This is a genomic window from Acidicapsa dinghuensis, from assembly GCF_025685685.1.
GTDB classification, from domain to species: Bacteria; Acidobacteriota; Terriglobia; order Terriglobales; family Acidobacteriaceae; genus Acidicapsa; species Acidicapsa dinghuensis.
In genome coordinates, this window is record NZ_JAGSYH010000003.1 from 145623 (window position 1) to 163760 (window position 18138).

The 18138-nt window shown below is 56.2% G+C and carries 16 protein-coding genes; 2 read left to right on the forward strand and 14 right to left on the reverse strand.

Annotated features, from left to right (window positions below; all coding sequences use genetic code 11):
- The first annotated feature begins 9 nt into the window (after positions 1 to 9).
- A complete protein-coding gene (locus OHL22_RS09025) occupies positions 10 to 1455 on the forward strand; it encodes a DUF5666 domain-containing protein (RefSeq protein ID WP_263335798.1) in 1446 nt (481 codons plus the stop codon).
- 4 nt (positions 1456 to 1459) lie between these two features.
- On the forward strand, positions 1460 to 2917 hold the full coding sequence (locus tag OHL22_RS09030; protein WP_263335801.1) for a DUF5666 domain-containing protein: 1458 nt from the start codon (positions 1460 to 1462) through the stop codon (positions 2915 to 2917).
- 39 nt (positions 2918 to 2956) lie between these two features.
- Here OHL22_RS09030 and OHL22_RS09035 read toward each other — a convergent pair whose 3' ends face one another.
- The 14 genes from OHL22_RS09035 to OHL22_RS09100 all read right to left on the reverse strand — a co-directional run bounded on the left by OHL22_RS09035 (position 2957) and on the right by OHL22_RS09100 (position 18096).
- Positions 2957 to 3610 carry a peroxiredoxin-like family protein gene (locus OHL22_RS09035; protein ID WP_263335804.1) on the reverse strand — a complete coding sequence of 218 codons (654 nt, stop codon included), beginning with the start codon at positions 3608 to 3610 and terminating at the stop codon, positions 2957 to 2959.
- Complete coding sequence (locus OHL22_RS09040) at positions 3600 to 4121, reverse strand: hypothetical protein (protein WP_263335808.1); 522 nt, start codon at positions 4119 to 4121, stop codon at positions 3600 to 3602. The genes OHL22_RS09035 and OHL22_RS09040 overlap by 11 nt, the downstream gene beginning before the upstream one ends.
- On the reverse strand, positions 4111 to 5358 hold the full coding sequence (locus tag OHL22_RS09045; protein ID WP_263335812.1) for an ATP-binding protein: 1248 nt from the start codon (positions 5356 to 5358) through the stop codon (positions 4111 to 4113). Before OHL22_RS09045 ends, OHL22_RS09040 begins: the two co-directional genes overlap by 11 nt.
- A gap of 47 nt (positions 5359 to 5405) precedes the next feature.
- Positions 5406 to 6797, reverse strand: a complete 1392-nt coding sequence (gene ffh, locus OHL22_RS09050) for a signal recognition particle protein (RefSeq protein ID WP_263335814.1) — start codon at positions 6795 to 6797, stop codon at positions 5406 to 5408.
- 160 nt (positions 6798 to 6957) lie between these two features.
- Positions 6958 to 7527: a hypothetical protein gene (locus OHL22_RS09055; protein ID WP_263335816.1), complete on the reverse strand. Its 570-nt coding sequence runs from the start codon at positions 7525 to 7527 to the stop codon at positions 6958 to 6960.
- A 7-nt stretch (positions 7528 to 7534) separates the two neighbouring features.
- Complete coding sequence (locus OHL22_RS09060; protein ID WP_263335818.1) at positions 7535 to 7858, reverse strand: PadR family transcriptional regulator; 324 nt, start codon at positions 7856 to 7858, stop codon at positions 7535 to 7537.
- A gap of 17 nt (positions 7859 to 7875) precedes the next feature.
- Entirely contained in the window at positions 7876 to 8481 is a 606-nt protein-coding gene (locus tag OHL22_RS09065) for a DUF1254 domain-containing protein (RefSeq protein WP_263335820.1), read from the reverse strand.
- Positions 8482 to 8489: 8 nt separating this feature from the next.
- Positions 8490 to 9113 (reverse strand): DUF1214 domain-containing protein, encoded by a 624-nt coding sequence (locus OHL22_RS09070; RefSeq protein WP_263335823.1) that lies wholly within the window; start codon positions 9111 to 9113, stop codon positions 8490 to 8492.
- 903 nt (positions 9114 to 10016) lie between these two features.
- Positions 10017 to 10493, reverse strand: coding sequence for a hypothetical protein (locus OHL22_RS09075; protein WP_263335825.1), 477 nt, complete (start codon positions 10491 to 10493; stop codon positions 10017 to 10019).
- Positions 10494 to 11611: 1118 nt separating this feature from the next.
- Entirely contained in the window at positions 11612 to 12166 is a 555-nt protein-coding gene (locus OHL22_RS09080; RefSeq protein WP_263335828.1) for a response regulator, read from the reverse strand.
- Positions 12167 to 12245: 79 nt separating this feature from the next.
- Positions 12246 to 13427, reverse strand: a complete 1182-nt coding sequence (locus tag OHL22_RS09085; protein ID WP_263335830.1) for a dipeptidase — start codon at positions 13425 to 13427, stop codon at positions 12246 to 12248.
- 92 nt (positions 13428 to 13519) lie between these two features.
- Positions 13520 to 13951 carry a type II toxin-antitoxin system VapC family toxin gene (locus OHL22_RS09090; RefSeq protein ID WP_263335832.1) on the reverse strand — a complete coding sequence of 144 codons (432 nt, stop codon included), beginning with the start codon at positions 13949 to 13951 and terminating at the stop codon, positions 13520 to 13522.
- On the reverse strand, positions 13948 to 14193 hold the full coding sequence (locus OHL22_RS09095; protein WP_263335835.1) for a type II toxin-antitoxin system Phd/YefM family antitoxin: 246 nt from the start codon (positions 14191 to 14193) through the stop codon (positions 13948 to 13950). Before OHL22_RS09095 ends, OHL22_RS09090 begins: the two co-directional genes overlap by 4 nt.
- A gap of 318 nt (positions 14194 to 14511) precedes the next feature.
- Positions 14512 to 18096 (reverse strand): TonB-dependent receptor, encoded by a 3585-nt coding sequence (locus OHL22_RS09100; protein WP_263335839.1) that lies wholly within the window; start codon positions 18094 to 18096, stop codon positions 14512 to 14514.
- Positions 18097 to 18138 lie beyond the last annotated feature (42 nt).

The window sequence follows — 18138 nt, forward strand, 5'->3', positions numbered from 1 at the left end:
ACAGAGCCCATGAAAGCACTCAGCCAACAAAACATCCCAGGCAAGTGGATCGCAATGAGCCGTCTGCTGCAGTTTCGCTCTGTCCTATTAGTGGTGCCATTTTTATTCTCAATAAGTCACCCGATTCTGGCCCAATTCGTCGGTAGTTACGTCACCGAGGGTTACATCAATAAGGTGGAATCGCCTACAGCTTTCGAGGTCAGCAATTGCCACGTAACACTGACCCCAAAAACCACGTACGGCGATATAGAAACCACCCTCGCAATCACTGAAAGTCCCCTGCGCAGCCATATCTTGCTGGGCGCCTACGTCAAGATCTACGGCAAGAGAAATTCCCGCACCAAAACGGTCACGGCAAATACCGTTCTCTTGCGCGAGGACTGGAAGAACAAGCTCAAGGGTCTTGGAGTCATCGATAAAGTTATCGCCTCAGGTCCTCAAACACTCTTGAGTGCCGACGGTTATCGCATCGAGATCACTCCCAAAACTCAGATCACCTACGTCGGCGATCTGCATACCCTCTCTGACATCAACGCCAATCTTTGGATTCGCTACGAAGGCCTTCGCAATCCCCAGGGACTTCTCATCGCTCAAAAGGCAACTTTCTTCCCTGCCAAGCCGACTCATTTCAAGGCTCTGAAAGGAGTCGAGATCTACGATCTCGGCTTCGAGCCCCCGCATGCTCCCGGCGCCACTGCCTCGTCAGCTCCCGCTGAAACACAAAATCCCGACGCCGACCTCACAGGCCAGCAGCCCGGCAAAGTGCATCTCGGCGCCTGGCGCAAATCCCACGACGTTCCGGCCGACACCGCGTTGCAGCAGCGGATTGCGCGTATCGGCGCGCGGCTCATCCCCGCCTATCAACGCGACCTTGCAGAAAACGACCCTACCAAGATTCATTTCCGCTTCTATGCCGTTGACGATGCAAAGGCGCGCGATGACATTGGTGGCCTGGACGGCCTTGTTCTCGTGCCCCAAACCGTCGTCGCACGTATGCAGAACGATGATCAGCTTGCTGCCATCCTCGCCGACGGCATAGCCGCACAGCTCCAGCGCCAGACTGCTCGCGTCGTAAAGAACTCTCGTATCCTCACCGGTATGGAACTAACCGGAGACATTGCACAATTTGCAGTGCCCGGCCTCGGCATCGCCACCTCCCTGACCAGTCTGGGTGTGGGACACCAGGAGAACATTGCATTTCAGGAGGAGCGCTGCCGCGTTGCTCTAGCCCTTATGTCTAACGCCGGCTTCGATATCCTTCAGGCCCCCGAAGCATGGCGGCGTCTCGGCCCAAGGCATCTTCCCACCAACGATCAGAAGCTCGCGCAGCTTCCTTATCCCGACCGCAGCGGTTACATGCTCAACATCATCGGATTGCAGTACCAGAACACCACAGCAATAGGATCCCAGGCGCAGCAAGACTTAGAGTCCACCGCATCTACATCTGATCAATAGGCCAATGGGCGACAATACCGTCATCACATCCACTCGCGATCACGCCACAATGCTGCGCATTCGACGTACCGTTCCTCCACGAACCAGACCGCATCTCCTCCTCGCTGCGCTCATGGCGATCACGGCCTCCCTTGCAGCGCAGACCAGTTCCCCTACCCTCACAACCATCGACGGCTACGTCACCTCGGTTCAGTCCCCGACGCAACTTGACGTCGACACCACCCACGTCGTCACATCCCCGACAACAATCTTCGGGCGCACCTCTAAGCAGGACATCGCCACCGCTGCCGACAACGTCCAGATCCAACTCGGCGATTACGTGCAGATCAGCGGCATCCTCGACAAACAAACCCACCTCCTGCACGCCACGTCCATCTACCTCCGCGATCTCCGGGCTCACGACAGAGACGCCATCTCCAGCACCGCCGTCATCGACCAGGTCTTCGAATCAGGATCGACTCCGCTGATCGGTGCCGATGGCTACCGGATTCGCATCTCTTCCAGTACACAAGCCGTCTTCTCCAAAGAGATTCAGAACTTGCAACGGCTTCATCCCGGCCAATGGATACGCTACGAAGGCCATCTCGATCCCCAGCGAATCGTCCAGGCAAGCAAAATCTCTTTCCCTGTCTACAAGTCCGGCGGGTGGGCAACCAACCCCTCTGTTGTAGCCGATCCAAAGCTGATCGTCCGTGCTCGCATACCTGCCGCATATCAGCCCGCGATTGCACCAGGTCCCATGTCGCAAAGTGACGTCGAAGAGTGCCTCAAGGACTCGCTCGAAGTAGGCCCACCCCGCAGTAAACAGAAAACACGCTACAGCCAGATCGACACCTTCTTCCGCGCCTCTTCTGACGCCGCGCTACAGGCCCGCGTCTGCCGTATCGGCCTTAGCCTCATTCCCGGCTACCAGAGAAACCTGCCCGATGGCGATCCAAACAAGATTCATTTTCACTTCGTCGCTCTTGAGAACGAGCACGTCTACAACGGCGTAGTCCCAGTCGATGGATTGGTTTTTCTTACCAGCCGCGTCACCGAACGCCTCAAATCAGACGACCTGCTCGCCGCCGTAATCGCAGATGGCATCGCCTTTCAATCCGAGCGTCAACTGGCCCGCATCCGCGAACTTTACAAAATCGAGCTCGCACCGATCATCGCAGGCGATGTTGCCGGAGCATTCGTGCCCGGTCTGCTCTTAGTTCCACCCATTGCCGATGCTCTTCCCGAGCACAAGCTCTCTGTAGCTCTTGAGGAACAACGCTCGCGCGTAGCCCTGGCTCTGCTCCGCGACGCTGGCTATAACATCGATGCCGCGCCCGAAGCCTGGCGGCTGCTCGCGCCCACGCATCTCCCCATCGGCACCGCGCAGTTGAAATATCCGAATCGCAGCAACTACCAGCTAGATCTCATTCACAAGTTCTACACCGGTAGCGATAGCAACAGCCCGTCATCCTCGCGCTAGTTGATCCGGAACACTGTTAGACAGCAAACCAGTCGAGTTCTACAACACCGCCATCACATCCGCAGGCTCAGGCCGCACGCGAAAATCCGCATGCGCCTCGGCAAACAGCACCCGCCCATCGCGCCCCAGCACATATGTCGCCGGAATCGGCAGCCGCCAGCTCGACTCGCCATTCAAAAACGGCAGATTCACCAGCACCGATTTCAAATATTGCCGGAAGTACTCAGGCAGCGTATACACCAGCCCAAACTGCTCCGCCAGCTTCGCCTCCGCATCATGCAGCAGCGGAAACTGAATTCCATGCTGCTGCACCGCAAAGTCCGACTGCCGCTGCGTCTCCGGACTGATCGCCACCAGCAGCGCCCCGCGCTCGCGAATCTGCCCATACAGATCGCGCCACGCCTCCAGCTCCGTCACGCAATACGGACACCACCGCCCGCGAAAAAACTTGATCACCAGCGGCCCCAGCGTCAACAGATCCGCACTCCTAACCAGCCGCCCCGCAGAATCCTTCAGCGCAAACTCCGGCGCCAGCGCCCCGACCGGCAAAATCCGCTCCTCGATGCCGGTAGCAAACAACTCCTCGACCGAGCGCTCACCAATAGCCAGCCGCTCCGGCTGCACCAGCTTCCGCGTATTCGAAGTAATCTCGTCGAGTTGATCCTGCAGCGAAACTCGAAGGCTATCTGGCATCACGGCTCCGCAGAAAGTCGTTGAAGTTGAATTGCTTTTCGCCATTTTCGTGGATTAACAACAAACGCCTGTGTGTCATCAGGAAACGTGCCTCTAATGCCAGCTTCTGCGCGAAAGCCGAAGGAATTCTGCCGGGAAGCTTTTTCTTTGATTCAATTTTTCCGTAAATAATTAGCGCCGCGATACGAGGACTTCGATTCTCGTCTTCTTCCCACATCGCAAGCGTGCTCTCCACTTGTTCATACGCGCCACTCTCGCCGGTAAGATTTCTGTCTGAACCTTTCAGCTCAACGATCACATCAATTTTGACCAAAAGACTCACGATGAAATCGGATTGCCGTGCCTCCCGCACTTTGCAGTAGCAGCCGTCGTAATGGATTTTGCGGATTTGCTTACCACTTGGATTCCGAAAAGTTGCTCGTACCCCGCGATCCTCTACAAAGAAGGTACGCGCCGTGCAAATCTCGACGCATTCCTCTATCCATTCACAATCCGGCTGGCTAGGAGGCATGCGTGTGGTCATACTCCAGCCTTAGCAGTTGGTCGAACTCGCTCCCGATCACCTCTGAAACTTTGTCGAGGTAATTACCTTCGATAAATCCACTCTCGTTCAAGATGGACACAAGTTTGCCATCCTCGATGCTATATGCCTCGAAATCATCGTCCTTGATCCAATACTGCTCGGGAATGATCCTCGCGACTTCATTGCGTAGTTCCGGATGATCGCGGGCTACTTGCCCCGCTTCAATCAAGTTATTGAATGATGAGAGAATGTATGGGCTGTGAGTTGTAACTGTGAAATGCGGCTGACAGTTGGCTTCTTTCGACAATGCAGCCAACTCCTTAACCAGTTCATATTGAGTTAGAGGAAACACGCCGGATTCAGGTTCCTCAATGGTGAAATCGTCGTGCACATATAGTCGATCACCATAAAGTTCTTCGTGAAGAGAGCCCGACTGTCCTCTTTGATGCTCGTAATAATCAAGGGCTGCTACGATTGGAAGGACTTCTTTGCCTCCCGATGAAAGATGACTGAACGGCAAAACCCGCCCATCGTGAAATGCAAGCATCCATACGTTCTGGAAAGATTCAACATTGCCCTTTAGGAATGCCGATATGCGTCGATTTATTGCGGAAGAATTGATGCTACTGGCGAAGAACTCCGCAAATCGGGCAGAAATTGGATCCAATTCTGCTCCCAGAACGCGATAACCCTTGGCCGTATCTACGAAATAAGATCGTTCCGTTGGAATATAAACACCGAAATCCCAGACCGCCCTTCCTACAAGTTTCATAAATGCTGTGGCTGCTAGCGATTCCAATGCCTGCGTTATGAGTATCCCTCTCTTTTTTTGTTCTTCGAGTCTCGCTTGAAAACGTGCTGTGTACGCAGTCCGAAATGACTCCGCAAAATCCAAGACCGGCTCGCCAGCCCCAACAAAGGACGCGGAAATTGCTGCCACGAATTCATGTGAAGAGAAAGCTATGGACCATGAATCGTTTCCCCATCCGCCTCTCGGGAACCATCGAACGAACTCTTGTCGGACCGCGGCTTCAAAATCTGAAAAATCGAAACCCTTAGCAACGCGATCGATCGCAATGGTGATCACTTCTCGGCCCAAAAAATACGCCAGCTTACAAAGCAAGCTCTTCCCGCTAGCTTGCGGCCCAATGAGCACAGTGATCTTCCCGAACTCCAGCTCAGCGTCCTTGATCACCGAGAAGTTCTTCACCGTCAGCTTACGCATCTCGCTCACCTCGTGCCCATCACTCTAGTGGAAAAAGAACAACAGTCCTACCGCCCAAATTTCTGCCGTCCACCCATCATCCCCGACATCCCGCCGCGCATCATCTGCTTCGCCATGCCGCCCTTGCCAAACTGCTTGAACATCTTGCTCATCTGCGAATACTGCCTTAGCAGCGCGTTCACATCCTGCACATCCACACCCGCGCCGGCCGCAATGCGCTTGCGCCGTGAGCCATTGATCATGTCCGCCTTGATCCGCTCCTGCTTCGTCATCGAGTTGATGATCGCCTCAAGTCGCACAAACTGCTTCTCATCCACGCTCTTTGAAGCCTGCTGCAACCCCGCAAACGGACCCACCGAAGGCAGCATCTTCAAAATCGACTCCATCGACCCGAGCTTCTTGATCTGCTTCAACTGATCGCGAAAATCCTCCAGCGTAAACCCATCGCCCAGCAGCGCCTTCTTCGCAAACTCCTCGCTCTTCTTGCGGTCCAGCGCGCCCTCGGCCTTCTCCAGCAGCGTGGCCATATCGCCATGCCCCAGAATCCGGCTCGTAATACGGTCCGGATGAAACGGCTCAAAAGCATCCGGCTTCTCGCCCATACCGATAAACTTGATCGGCTGTCCCGTCACATGCCGGATCGACAGCGCCGCGCCGCCTCTCGCATCGCCATCCATCTTCGTCAGCACCACACCCGTGATGCTCAGCCGCCGATGAAAGTCCTGCGCCGAATTCACCGCATCCTGACCGGTCATTGAATCGGCGACAAACAAAATCTCCTGCGGATCAAGCAGCTTCTTCAGCCGCTCCATCTCCTGCATCAGCTCTTCGTCGATACCCAGACGGCCCGCGGTATCCACAATCAGCGTGTCGCAGCCCATGATCATCGCTTCGCGCTTGGCTTCCTTCGCCAGCCGCTCCACCAGCGCCGTGCCCGCAGCCTCGCCTTTCGTGTCGCCCTCGTAGATGCGCGTCTCGGTCGACTTCGCAACCACCTTCAACTGCTCACGCGCCGCCGGACGGTACACGTCCACCGACACCAGCATCGGCCGATGCCCACCCTTTTTCAGCCACACCGCCAGCTTGCCGCTCGTCGTCGTCTTACCCGAGCCCTGCAACCCCGCCATCAAAATCACCGTCGGCGGCCGCGAAGCAAACTTGAACCGCGCCGTATCCTTGCCCAGCAGCTCCAGCAACTCATCGTGAACGATCTTGATGACCTGCTCCGTCGGCGACAACGCCGTCATCACCTCGGTCCCGACCGCCTTCGCACGAATGTGCTCGATCAGGTCCTTCACCACGTTCAGGTTCACGTCGGCTTCCAGCAACGCCACGCGAATCTCCCGCAGCGCCTCGCCGATGTTTTCTTCCGTCAGCACACCCTGCCCACGCAGGTGCTTAAAGGCGCGCTGCAACTTCTCTGTCAAATTCTCAAACATATCTCTTCAAGTGTACCGTGGACCGCACTTCCGCCCGCCCCGCTCCTGTGAAACATCTGGTGATCAGTGCGAACCCCGGTTTTGGCTATCGTGCTCCAATCAGCGATTGAGTGACGAGATCGGCGTTTCAGAGGAGCAATTATGAACAACCGGTATCCCGCTATGGACGCATTTGCCAGCGATTTCCGATCCATCCTGCGATCCACGCGAGCAGAAACCCGTAGCAAAGGGTCCAGATGACGCGGCTTTGGGCGCCACCCTTGGCTCCAGTTAAGACGATCACGAAGACAACTACGCTGACAACCATTGTCGCTTGAGCTGGCAGCGATCGGATGTTGCTCGAGGCGCGGTTGATTAGAGGGGAGACTTGCCACTGTTTGCCCGACCATCCGGCGAACCATCCGAAAATGTAGCCGAAACAAAAGCTCTCAATTGGGCGCTGGCGTGCAACGGCGTGGCGCTCGGTGAATACCAGCAGAAGGGTGAGAACCAGGACGACGATTGCGGTTTGCCCGCAGAGTGTGCGGGCCAATTGAATGCGAAGACTGACAGCGAGGTCTCTCGCAAGGAACAGCCAGAGCGCCACTTTGGATGGCGATTCTTGTTCGAGATCCTGGAAGTTCTGCAGCATCTCCGCTCGATGATGCTGCAAATACGGGCGCGGGTAGAGTTCCAGCAGCAATGCGTAGATTGCCTGTGATCGAGAAGTTCTGCTGGGGCCAGCCTTCATCAAGGCGCTATGTCGCCTTCAACTGCCGGCGGGCGATGGCAGTCACCGCTAAAAGCCGGTCGCTTTCGGCCCTCAGTGCCGTGTGACCGAGCGCGGTGAGTTTGTAATAGATCCTCCTTGGGTCCTTGGTGTTAGTTCTTGCGACAAGGCCTGCTGCAATCATCCGATCGAGCGAGCCATAAAGCGTTCCAGGACCCATCTTCACTGCGCCCTGAGAGTCCTCCTTGACCTTCTGCATGATGTCGTAGCCGTGGCGCTCTACGCCATAGAGGGCAAGGAGAATATGAAAGACCGCCGGAGTAAGCGGCCCAGCGGGATTGGACTTGCTCATAGGCCTCATGATAAGCGCTACTGTGTGGATTGCGAATTGGTGGACGGTGCGAGTTGAATCTGTTTGGTCAGGCTATAGGCGGTTGGTAGATCGCTGCCGCTGTAGACGAGGATGCGGCCGATCAGGAGAACTGAATTGTTTGGGGAGAAAATTTCCTTCATCCCCGACGGCATCGATCCTCGCCAGCCGGGACCGGTGATGAGGTAATCGCCCGCTTGGGTGCCGGTTGCGCGCGTGCCGACATACGCGAAGTCGACATCATATGGGTCGGTGAACTGCACGCTGTAATAGCGCCCGGAGAAGTCTGGCACGTGCAGGACCTGCGGCCCCCGGGTGAGGTCCAACCAGCCGACTATCAGGAGCGTGTCATGGTTGACGCCGACCTGCATCAGCTTCGAACTGCCGGGTGGAAGCACTGTGTGAAGAGGGTCTGCGAAGAGCGCTTGCGGCTCAGTAAAGAGCGTATTAAGGGGGACGGGGCCGTCGCCGAATCCTTGATCAACGATGGCTTTCTTGAAGTTGCTGTTCACGAGGTGTGGCCAAAAGCGGATGAAGAGAAGCGTGCAGAACAACCACGCCACAACCATGGCCGAGCCGAATGTCTTGAGGTGCTTGTGTTTCATGAGCGCATTCATTGTGTTTCCACGACCGGCGGCACGTTGTACTTGCCGTTAAGAATGGTTGTGCCGGGCAAGTAGACGCGTAGCCAAAGCAGAAATCTGCCTGAGGGTGCTGGCAGCCAGTTGGACTGATGGCCGGCGGGAGCGGCGTTCTGGATGTAAATGTCGACGGAGCCATCGGCATTCGCAACCAGGCCGGAGCGATTGCTGACGCTGTATCGATTGATCGGATTTGGAACAAAGCGATTGCGCGCGGTGCCCATGGTGAGCGACCAGAAGGCATTGTTTGGCGGCAGTTGGCCTGCTGGGAAGTGCATAACGTAGTTGTGCTGGCCGGAGAGGTTCTGATTGGCACCGTCTACTCTCGTCAGCCAGTACATAGCCTCTTCCGGGACGTTGATGGGGCCGGGGAATTCAATGGCACATGCGGCGCGCAAGAGCGTGCCATTGCCAGGCTCACCGCATCCGAGGATGGTAGTCCACCCATTAACCCTGGTGACGTAAGCGTGCGCGATGAGATGGAAAGTGATAAGTGCCAGCGCAAAGCCGATGAGGAGGCCTTGTACGGTGTCTGTGAAGACATTCCTTGGACCCAGGGTCGCGAGCAAACGGCGAGGGCGTTTTGTATTGGTCAAATCCTATTCACCTCCGATGGTCGCTCGCTCAAGGGAAGCCTGATTGATCACAGCTGCAGTATACATCCGTTACGGATATATCAAGCATGAAATGAGGAGAAATTCCTGTTAAAGTGCGCATGATCTCCAGCCGATCGGTGGCCAGTATTGATAAGCCTGCTTCTCGGAAGGGATGGCGTTCTTCCTGAATGAGGTTTTGGCAACCTCATATCAAACGCCCCTGTTTGTCTCGGGAAGGGTATGTTTGGAACACTTCCAACGCTGCGTTAAACACTGCTTGTGTTTCCCGAAAGTCTGCCCCTCAATGAGTTCTGAAATGCGGTTATGTATGGACATCGATCGACGCCGTCAGTGGTCTTTGTAGTTGAGAATCAGGCAGGCTCGTAGATTACGCAGGGGCTAAAGTGGCTGTGAAAAGCATCCTTCAGGGGCTGAAGCCCCATAGATTTGATTGGGTTTAACGGCACGGCTGAAGCCGTGCTCTTTCAAGTGACGCACCCTTATTCCCCCAATCTGCCTCGCTAAGCGTAAGTTTTGGGGCGAGCGCGAAGTTTCCGAAACGTGACTCTGCGGGAACCAGACCCGTTGGTAAACAGAAGAGCGTTTGTCGTTATTAATTTCCCTATACCACTTGACCGTGTACTCGATAAGCGCATCGGCGCCGGTCACTCAATACTGACTGTTATTACTAGTCCAGATCCAGATCTATTCGGCCACAAGACAATAGCCGTCAAGCTGATGTTGTGATTAAGTCAGAGGAAATCAGGCGCGGCCATTGAACGAAAGTAACGATCGATACCTTCCTATCAGCCAACATTCCGTCCCGAATATTTCATGAGTGGCAGCTGTTTAAGGTCGCTGAGTGCCTGAATTGGTGGACTGCACAGGATGCAGCCTTCGTTGTCATTGACCGACCTTGATCTCAATCCGAAGCTCCGGTGGATCAGAAGCATGTTCCATTTCATCCTTAGGTGGTGAGACGACTTCAATTGAATGCATGGGTTCTGGCTTCATCCAATGAATTTCCCACACGCCTTTGTGTGCGACTGCCTCAACGGCAGGAATGTCTTTTGCGGGTTGGCCGGGGCGTAGATAGCGGATATGAGCAGAGTCTCCACCTGTATCCCAATCGATAGCCAATGAGGGCCATCGATGGTGGTGCATCGGAATTACGCCGCTCCTGGGCAAGTCAACCTGGAGGACGCGGACAAATTCGTTCTCAAATAGCAGCTTGTGGGAGTTGGGAGCAGCCTGTAATGCATCGAAGCCGGGAGGGAAGTCGCTCGGATTCTGCGAGTGGAGAGAGATGGCAACGCCCGCAAAGTCCGCGATCAATAATGTGAGGGCGATATAGAAGACAAAACGTCTGGGGCGATTCATTTCAGGGATGCTATCACGGGGGCTATCAATAAACGTAGTAGCGAAACACGAGCTATGAAACCGGCCGATTCCTCGTAGACGTCGTTCCGGTCAGTTCAATATCGTTCAATGATTGCCAAATCGCTAAGTCACTCCCGTTCTGCTTTCGATTCGTCTACGTTTAGCTGTTCGAACATGAATGGTCTTTCCGATGTGTCCGAATTATAGGTGCGAACGTCGTCCGACAGCACCGAGCGGATTGCCGGCTATACGGGAGCTTCATCTGGGTGATTTCGGAAAGGGTAGGTTTCTGAAACAGTGTTCCTCACCTCAGGTCGCCCTTGCTGGTGGAAATTTTCCTTCTCCCGTTTGTTGTTCGATTTCGAAGCCCGCCAGGGATAACTGCCGGTGGGTGGGTCCAGCCTGTACCGAAAACCAAACACGCTGCCCACCCGATTCATAAAAGCAGCGCGGCATTCCCGACGACGCTAGCGCTTTCCAAAAGGAGTAGTGCCCGTATCCTCGGTAAGGCTCGTAGAAATAGACACCATCAGATGTCGGCAGCGTGCCTCCCCCGGAAGAAGCCGATCACCTGACCACCCACCATGAAGAAGTCACCTGCACGTGCCATGGTCCTCATGATAGACCGAGGGTCTCAAAATAGTTCCTTTAGGGAACAGGCTTGCTTTGCGTCGATGCGTCAGGGCATGCGATACACTCGCTTTTCAGGCGATATGCAGCGCATAATTCTTCTCTTCATGTTTGGGATTTTCTGCACAGATCTATTGAGCGATGTTGTCGCGGCAGGCTCCGGCGGCTTCATTCAACTGTTGATCAAAAACTCGCCTCAGGGGCTGAAGCCCCATCGATCTAATTGGGTTTAACGGCACGGCTGAAGCCGTGCCCTTTCAAAACAGTCGATCTTATGGGTTTTCTGCAGTCTGTGAAGCCTCACTGATGGCGCTGCTTTTGTGCCGGGGTAAATCCACGGCCTACCTTATCTTTGGCTTACCTTTTTGATGGGTTTATCAGCATCTTCAGCAGTCTGAAGGCTGCTGCTCCCTCCCATTTGTATACCGAAAGTATGCCGAGGCTGCACCCACACGGCACGTTTCAGAAAGGGTCCTGTTGGTAGGCGTCTAGATCTGAAACATGACCTCGGAGAAGCAGAAATCGCATGCTACGGTGTGTGTTCCGGGAGCGAGTGGCAGTGAGACCGGAAAGGTTCGCAAGCAATCGGTGCAGGTGACAGCGATGTAGTTGTCACCTGTGGCCGAGGGAATCCATACAGCTGCCTTTGACGGTTTTTCCGGGCGTGCGCGGATCGGCCCTTCAAGCAAGCTTGCGATCTTTTCGAAGAGTTCGGGCGGAGCATATTGCCCTTTCTGGAAGAAAGCGTCGGCAAGAATGCTTTCCGGTACGTCATGGCTGGTGAATTCTCCACTGATGGCGATGACAGGGATTTGCGGAAAGCGCTTGCGCACCACAGAAAGAAACTCGAATCCGCCCATTTTGGGCATCTGCAGATCGGAAATGACAACATCCGGCAGGGATTGTTTGAGCGCAGCAAGGCCGGTGAATCCATCATTCGCGCAGAGGACTTCATATCCCTGCGATTGGAGAACGGCTGCTCCCACTTTGCAGACCACCTCATCGTCGTCCACCATAAGGACCCGGTAGCGGAATGGGCTCATGTCTCAAGCCCTCCTGTGAGGAGATTGCTATTGAGGGTAACAGAAGGATGGATGCGGTCCGGTAAATTGCGATGCGCTTCTAGTTCTTAACCGCCGCTGCGAATAGGCGAAGATAGTTTCCTCCTCCGATCTTTGTAATCTCTTCGGAATTGAAGCCGGTCTTCAACATTGCATCGACGACAACATAGTAGAAACCGAGGTTCTCATCGGCCCATGCTTCGTTGGTGCGCTCTCCGATGCGAGCCTTCTGCGGGCCTGGGCCACCTCGCCCACGCGGCCCTGTTCCGCCTGGCGCCATCTCGTGTGGTGGTGGACCGCCGAAGCGCGGGGTTGGCGGAGTGAGCTTTGTATCAGTGCCGATGCATACGTGATCGACGCCAATCACATCTACCAGCGCGCGGATATTCTGTGCAAACTGCAGCGGGGTATCGGACAAGTGTGTCCACACTCCGATTGCTCCGCCGCCGTCGGCAACGATTTTGGCTTGTTCTTTGCTGATGAGCCGTGGACGCATCATCTGCGCCATGGCTGGGTCGTTTCCGAGCTGCGTATCGAGCCCTGTATGCGAAACGATCACGGGCCGCGTGGTCACTTTCAGCGCGGCCTGCGTTGTATGGATATCGGCATGCGCGAGATCGATGAGCATGCCTAGCCGATTGCACTCCTTGATGACAGAAGCTCCGAATTCTGTGAGTCCTCCGAAGCGCGGGGGATTGGTGTACACGTCGCCGAGCGGCACCTCAGCGTCACTGTCATGCAGCAGCCCAAAATGGCGCATTCCGCGGCGATATGCTTCTTCAACCCGCTCGATTTTTCCCTGGAGAAAATGCGCGCCTTCAATGGCCTGGATGACGGTCGGGGTGCCCGCCTTGTGGGCCGCTCGAATTTCGCTCACGCTCAGGGAACGTTGCATGTTGTTGCGCTTAAGCTGACGGTCCATGGCTTCCATTGCGCTCAGAAATCGTTCGTAGGCGTTTCCCTTTTGGTAGTCGGTGGCAAAGGTCATGCAGATAGCCGAAAGACCAGACCGCTTCATCTCTCCTGCGAGGTCGATATCCGGTCCCGGCATTTCGGTTTCTGTCATGGGAACATCGATGTGATTGTGGGTATCGATGCCGATGGTCTTCGACACAATGTCGGCGACTCGTGGATCTAAAGTGTCTGCTGCCCAGGCACCGCGCGGACGCAGGATCATGGCGCCTGCTGTCATTGCGGCGGTGGAAAGGAATTGCCGCCGTGAACTGCTACCGTCATGGTTCATAAGAAATGTCTCCAGTAATAACGTGAGATGAATGCGGCTACTGATTAGGCCTGAAGATTGCGGCGACAAGACGTTGCTGAGAGCAGGGGTGGTCAGGGAGCTGGATCGCCGAAGATGGCTACTCCGGCGGAGCGGGCTGCGGAGGCTAGTTTTTGGTCGAAGGTGGCTAGCTGGGAGCTGGTGCGGAGGGCTAGTTCAAGGTAGGTGGCGTCGTAGGTTGTCAGGTGGAAGGTGCGCCCGAGTTCCAAGGCTTTCTTTGCGATGGCCTCTGGATCAGCCGAATCCAGGTTGATATCCAAAGTAGCTACATCGGCCAGAAACCTTGTGCTCGATACGAGCGTTGAAAGCCCTTGACGCTCCGCCGTGAGCAACGCGTTTGTGAACTCTGGATAGAAGATGGCAGGCACCCTCGCGCCGTGTTTCTGGACCCATTCCAGCGCGTCTAAAGCTATCCCAGCTTCGGTTGCCTCCGTACGCCTTAAAAGCCAACTCGCAACTACGGACGCGTCGAGAATCAATCTCACTTACGGCCCTCTCGAATCCACTCAAGCAGGGTGTCGGTAGGTACGCCGGGAATCGTGGGATTGCGCAGGCGTTCGAGCGCGGCGGCACGCTCTTCTTCGGAGATACGGACTTCTTCGACAGGTTCAAGCCGGGCGACGGCCCGGCCGCGGTGAGTGATGGTAAACCGTTCTCCATGCTCGACTTTGCGCAGAATCTCGGAGAATTTGGTCTTGGCCATGAAGGAGCCTATTTCAGTTGGCATGGTTTTGCCTCTAATTTCTATTTTGATGACGAATCAACTGGTCTGTCAACTGGTTGGTTTGTAGTTGATAGAGCCATTCTGGGCGGGATGGATGGAAGCGGTGCATCAATTTATCAGAGGATAGAGCAGGTTTTCAGCCCTTTCGGTTTATTGCGATCCTTCAACCCAGGGCGTTGCCCTGGGTTGAGATAGCGCCGCGCCTTTGGCGCAGGTTGAGTGGGATGCATTCGCCGATTACGGAAAACCAATGTCCCTTACAGCAAAATCCTAAAGCATTCTCTGAATGGGTATAGGTCTACGCCAATTTAGAGAATGCTTTTAGAAAGAGAGCTTGAGGGCTAGCTGGACTAGGCGGGGGTTGTTGACGGTGGAGTTTACGGAGCCGAAGCCAGCGGCGCTTACGTCGTTGATGGGCATGCCGAATTGCGGATGATTGAAGAGGTTGAAGAATTCGGCGCGGAAGTTGAGGCCCATGCCTTCACGCCAAGGCAGTGCGAATTGCTTGATGACGGAGAAGTCGGAGTTGACGAAGTCGGGGCCGACGACGGGGACGCGGGCTGCGTCGCCCAGTTCACCGACTGGGGGCGCGGAGAAGCAGGAGGCGTTGATCCATTGGAGTTGGCTGTGGCTGGCGTTGTAGACGCTGCAGCCGGTGGCCTGGTTGGGACGGTTCCAGTTGTTGCCGTTGCCTCCGTTCTGGAAGTAGACGCCGGATTGGTTGTTGCTGTCGATGAGGGGAACGGGGAAGCCGGAGGAGATGTGTTCGATGAGCGTGACCTGCCAGTTGCCGATCATGGCGTTCGTTAGAGGGTTCCAGTCATTGCCAATCGCTTTGCCTTTGCCGAAGGGCAGGTCATAGATGACGCTGGCGGTGAAGCTGTTGTCGAGGTTGATCTGCGAGAGGGACCAGTCGAGGTTTTCCCAGTTGGGAAGAGGGAAGTACGGGGCGCTTAGCAGGGAGCCGAGGCCGTCGGAGAGGCCGTTGTCGTAGGTCCTGGAATAGGTGTAGGCGATCAGAGCGTAGAGGCCGTGCTTCGGGGTTTTGGTCTCGGCTTTGATCTGCAGGGAGTTGTAGTGGGTTTTGCCTACGTCGCCGAAGAGGAAGACTGCGTTTCCATTGGGCGGGTTGAACGATGGCGCATAGGATGAGCCGTCGGCGTTGCAGCCGAGTGTGTATCCGGAGATGGTCCCGCAGCCGGAGGGGCCAAAGGTGTAGAGGTTGTTGCCGATTACCAGGATGTGGCTGCCAGTGGAACCGGCATAGCCAGCCGTGAGCACGAGTCCAGCCGGAAGCTGGCGCTCGATATTGGCGTTGTACTGGCGGACACGGCCCATTTTGAAGTCGGTGGGCTGGTAGTAGAGGGAGCCGGTGAAGGTATCGAGCGTTGGGGCTGTTGGAATGGCCTGGAATCCGGCGGAAAGGCTGGTGGGGGCGAAATTGTCGGACTCGGCGAGGAAGGGAGGATTTTGCCAGAGACCGTTTGCGCCCTGGCTCCATGCCGAATCGTTGAAGAGGCCGAAGCCGAGGCGAAGCACGGTTTTTTCGCTGCCCAACACTTTCCAGGTGAGGCCGACGCGCGGCTCAACGGCGGTCCAATCCATCTTGACGCCGGCGGAGGCGTTTACGCCGTTCTGATTGGCAACGAGTAGCTGGTTGGTGGTGGGGATGTAGTTAGCGAGTCTTCCGGCCTCTTCGGTCATGGGGGTGGTCATATCCCAGGCGAAGCCGAGATTGAGCACAAGGGAAGGAGTCACGCGCCAGTCATCCTGCACGAATGGCCGGTAGATCTTCCAGCGGCGGCCGGTTACCGCGCCATTGAAACTTTGATCGTGGATGGCGAGACCAGTGATGCCGAGCAACAAGTCGGCCTCGGGATTGCCAGGTACGCTGTTGCAGCCTGTAGTGCCGGTGGGACAGGTGTAGCCGCTCTGGTTGCCGTCGTTGCCGATGATCCAGAAGCCGTCTTGAAATGCTTCTGTACCGACGTTCATTTGATTGCCCCGGAAATCGAAGCCGATCCGAATGTCGTGCTTGCCGCGGATGAGGTCGAGGGTGTCTTTTGCGGAGAAAATGTTGGTGCCGCCCTGGAAGGGTGAGTAGCCGCGATCGCCAAGCGCCCAGTAGCCGCCGGCGACGATGGTGGAAACCAAGCCGCAACTGTAGGAGCCGGGAGTGCAGGTGGTTGAGCCGGCGGGGCAGCCCAGGTTGGCGTTGGGAATGCCTAGTGCGGCGGAGGCGCAGGTGCCGTTGTCCTGCGAGCGGATGTAGTCGAAGATGCGGTCGTAGCCGAAGCTGAACTGGTTGAGCATGTTGGCGGAGAAGACGTGGCTCTCGCCGATGGCGATGTTGCGGGCGTGGTTCCAGATGCGCTCATTGCTGCCAAAGGCGTTGCCTTCGGCGAGGTATGGCGCGGGTGCGCCGCCGGGCACGTATGAGTAGGCCTGGTCGTAGCTGAAGCGGGCGAAGGCGGTGTCGGCAGCGGAGAAGTTGTGATCGACGCGGCCGTCAAATTTGGTTTCGAAGAGGCTGCGGACGGGTTCAGCCGTGTAGTTGTAGGAGGCATTGGGCACGCCGAAATTGGCGTTGGGCGTGGGATAGTAGGCCATCATTCCCTGACCGATGCTGTTCATCAGCCCGGTAGGAATTTTGTCGCAGGCGACGCCATGCGGCTGAACGCCATTGGTGGCGGGGAGTGGATTTCCCTGACTGTCGCACTGGAAATAGATATTGCTGGGGGCATTTGGATCGGTCGATGCGCCGGCCATGTTGGGATTGGCGATGGGATAGGGCACAACGTTTCCGTTGACGTCGAGAACTGGGGTTCCGGTGGGACCGTTGGTGAAGTCGCCTCCACGCATAGCAACGGAAGGCACAAGACCGGTAAACGCCTGCGCGTGCAACTGGTCCTTCTGCTCGCCGTCGACGAACCAGAAGGTCTTGTTTTTGCGGAGCGGACCGCCGATGGCGCCGCCGAACTGGTTGAGGTTGAATTTTTCGACCGAGTTGGCGAAGTAGCTTTTGGAGTCGAGGTCGGTGTTGCGGACGAATTCGAAGAGGGAGCCGTGGAAGTCGTTGGTGCCGGATTTGGTGGTGACGAGGACGGTGGGGCCGGCGCGGGTACCGAATTCAGCAGAGTAGGTGTAGGTGAGGACTTTGAATTCCTGGATGTCGTCGATGGAGGAGAAGACGCCGATGCCTCCGGCGGTGAGCTCGTTATTGTCGACGCCGTCGAGGAGCCAGTCTGTGCTGTTGGGGCGGGAACCGCCAACGGAGAGCGAGAAGGAGCCGCGCGTAGCTACTTCGCTGTCACTGCCGGAAGTGAAAAAGCTGCCGGGGTTGGTTTCGGCGGTGGCGCCGGCAGTGAGGGTGGCGAGTTGAACGAAGTCGCGGCCGTTCAACGGGAGCTGCGAGACCTGCTGTGAGGTGATGACCTGACCGAGTGAGGGATTGGCGGTCTCGACGGCTACGGCATCGCTGGAGACGCTGACGGTGGTGACGACGGTGGCGGGAGTGAGGGAGAAGTTGAGCTCACGGGCTTCGTCGACCTGGAGACGGAGATCACGGGTTTCGGCGCTCTGGAAGCCGGTGGCGTCGACATGCACAGTGTAGGTGCCGACGGGCAGCAATGGTACTAGATAGTGCCCGGAGCTGTCGGTTTTGACGGAGCGGATTTGTCCGGTCTCCTGCGAAGTGACGGTGACGGAAGCGTCGGGGACGGCAGAGCCGGATTTATCGGTTGTGTTACCGGAGAAGCTGCCTGTGGCTTGTCCGTAGAGCTGGGGCGAGAAGAGAACGGGAATTAGGAGGGCGATGACGCAGAGCAGGCGAAGCGGAGTTGTCAGAGTGGGATGGCTTTGTGTGCGAAACCGGCTGAGCAATTGACGATCAAGAGTACATTGCATCGTTTGATCCCTTTCATGAGGCCATGTATGTGTTTTGTTTTC

What these genes read in the sequence shown, in the direction of transcription:
- ffh (WP_263335814.1), bottom strand. Translation starts at nt 6,797, where the DNA reads ATGTTTGAGAATTTGACAGAGAAGTTGCAGCGCGCCTTTAAGCACCTG.
- OHL22_RS09100 (WP_263335839.1), bottom strand. Translation starts at nt 18,096, where the DNA reads ATGCAATGTACTCTTGATCGTCAATTGCTCAGCCGGTTTCGCACACAA.
- OHL22_RS09080 (WP_263335828.1), bottom strand. Translation starts at nt 12,166, where the DNA reads ATGAGCCCATTCCGCTACCGGGTCCTTATGGTGGACGACGATGAGGTG.
- OHL22_RS09065 (WP_263335820.1), bottom strand. Translation starts at nt 8,481, where the DNA reads ATGAAACACAAGCACCTCAAGACATTCGGCTCGGCCATGGTTGTGGCG.
- OHL22_RS09040 (WP_263335808.1), bottom strand. Translation starts at nt 4,121, where the DNA reads ATGCCTCCTAGCCAGCCGGATTGTGAATGGATAGAGGAATGCGTCGAG.
- OHL22_RS09075 (WP_263335825.1), bottom strand. Translation starts at nt 10,493, where the DNA reads ATGAATCGCCCCAGACGTTTTGTCTTCTATATCGCCCTCACATTATTG.
- OHL22_RS09025 (WP_263335798.1), top strand. Translation starts at nt 10, where the DNA reads ATGAAAGCACTCAGCCAACAAAACATCCCAGGCAAGTGGATCGCAATG.
- OHL22_RS09035 (WP_263335804.1), bottom strand. Translation starts at nt 3,610, where the DNA reads ATGCCAGATAGCCTTCGAGTTTCGCTGCAGGATCAACTCGACGAGATT.
- OHL22_RS09045 (WP_263335812.1), bottom strand. Translation starts at nt 5,358, where the DNA reads ATGCGTAAGCTGACGGTGAAGAACTTCTCGGTGATCAAGGACGCTGAG.
- OHL22_RS09055 (WP_263335816.1), bottom strand. Translation starts at nt 7,527, where the DNA reads ATGAAGGCTGGCCCCAGCAGAACTTCTCGATCACAGGCAATCTACGCA.
- OHL22_RS09060 (WP_263335818.1), bottom strand. Translation starts at nt 7,858, where the DNA reads ATGAGCAAGTCCAATCCCGCTGGGCCGCTTACTCCGGCGGTCTTTCAT.
- OHL22_RS09030 (WP_263335801.1), top strand. Translation starts at nt 1,460, where the DNA reads ATGGGCGACAATACCGTCATCACATCCACTCGCGATCACGCCACAATG.
- OHL22_RS09095 (WP_263335835.1), bottom strand. Translation starts at nt 14,193, where the DNA reads ATGCCAACTGAAATAGGCTCCTTCATGGCCAAGACCAAATTCTCCGAG.
- OHL22_RS09085 (WP_263335830.1), bottom strand. Translation starts at nt 13,427, where the DNA reads ATGAACCATGACGGTAGCAGTTCACGGCGGCAATTCCTTTCCACCGCC.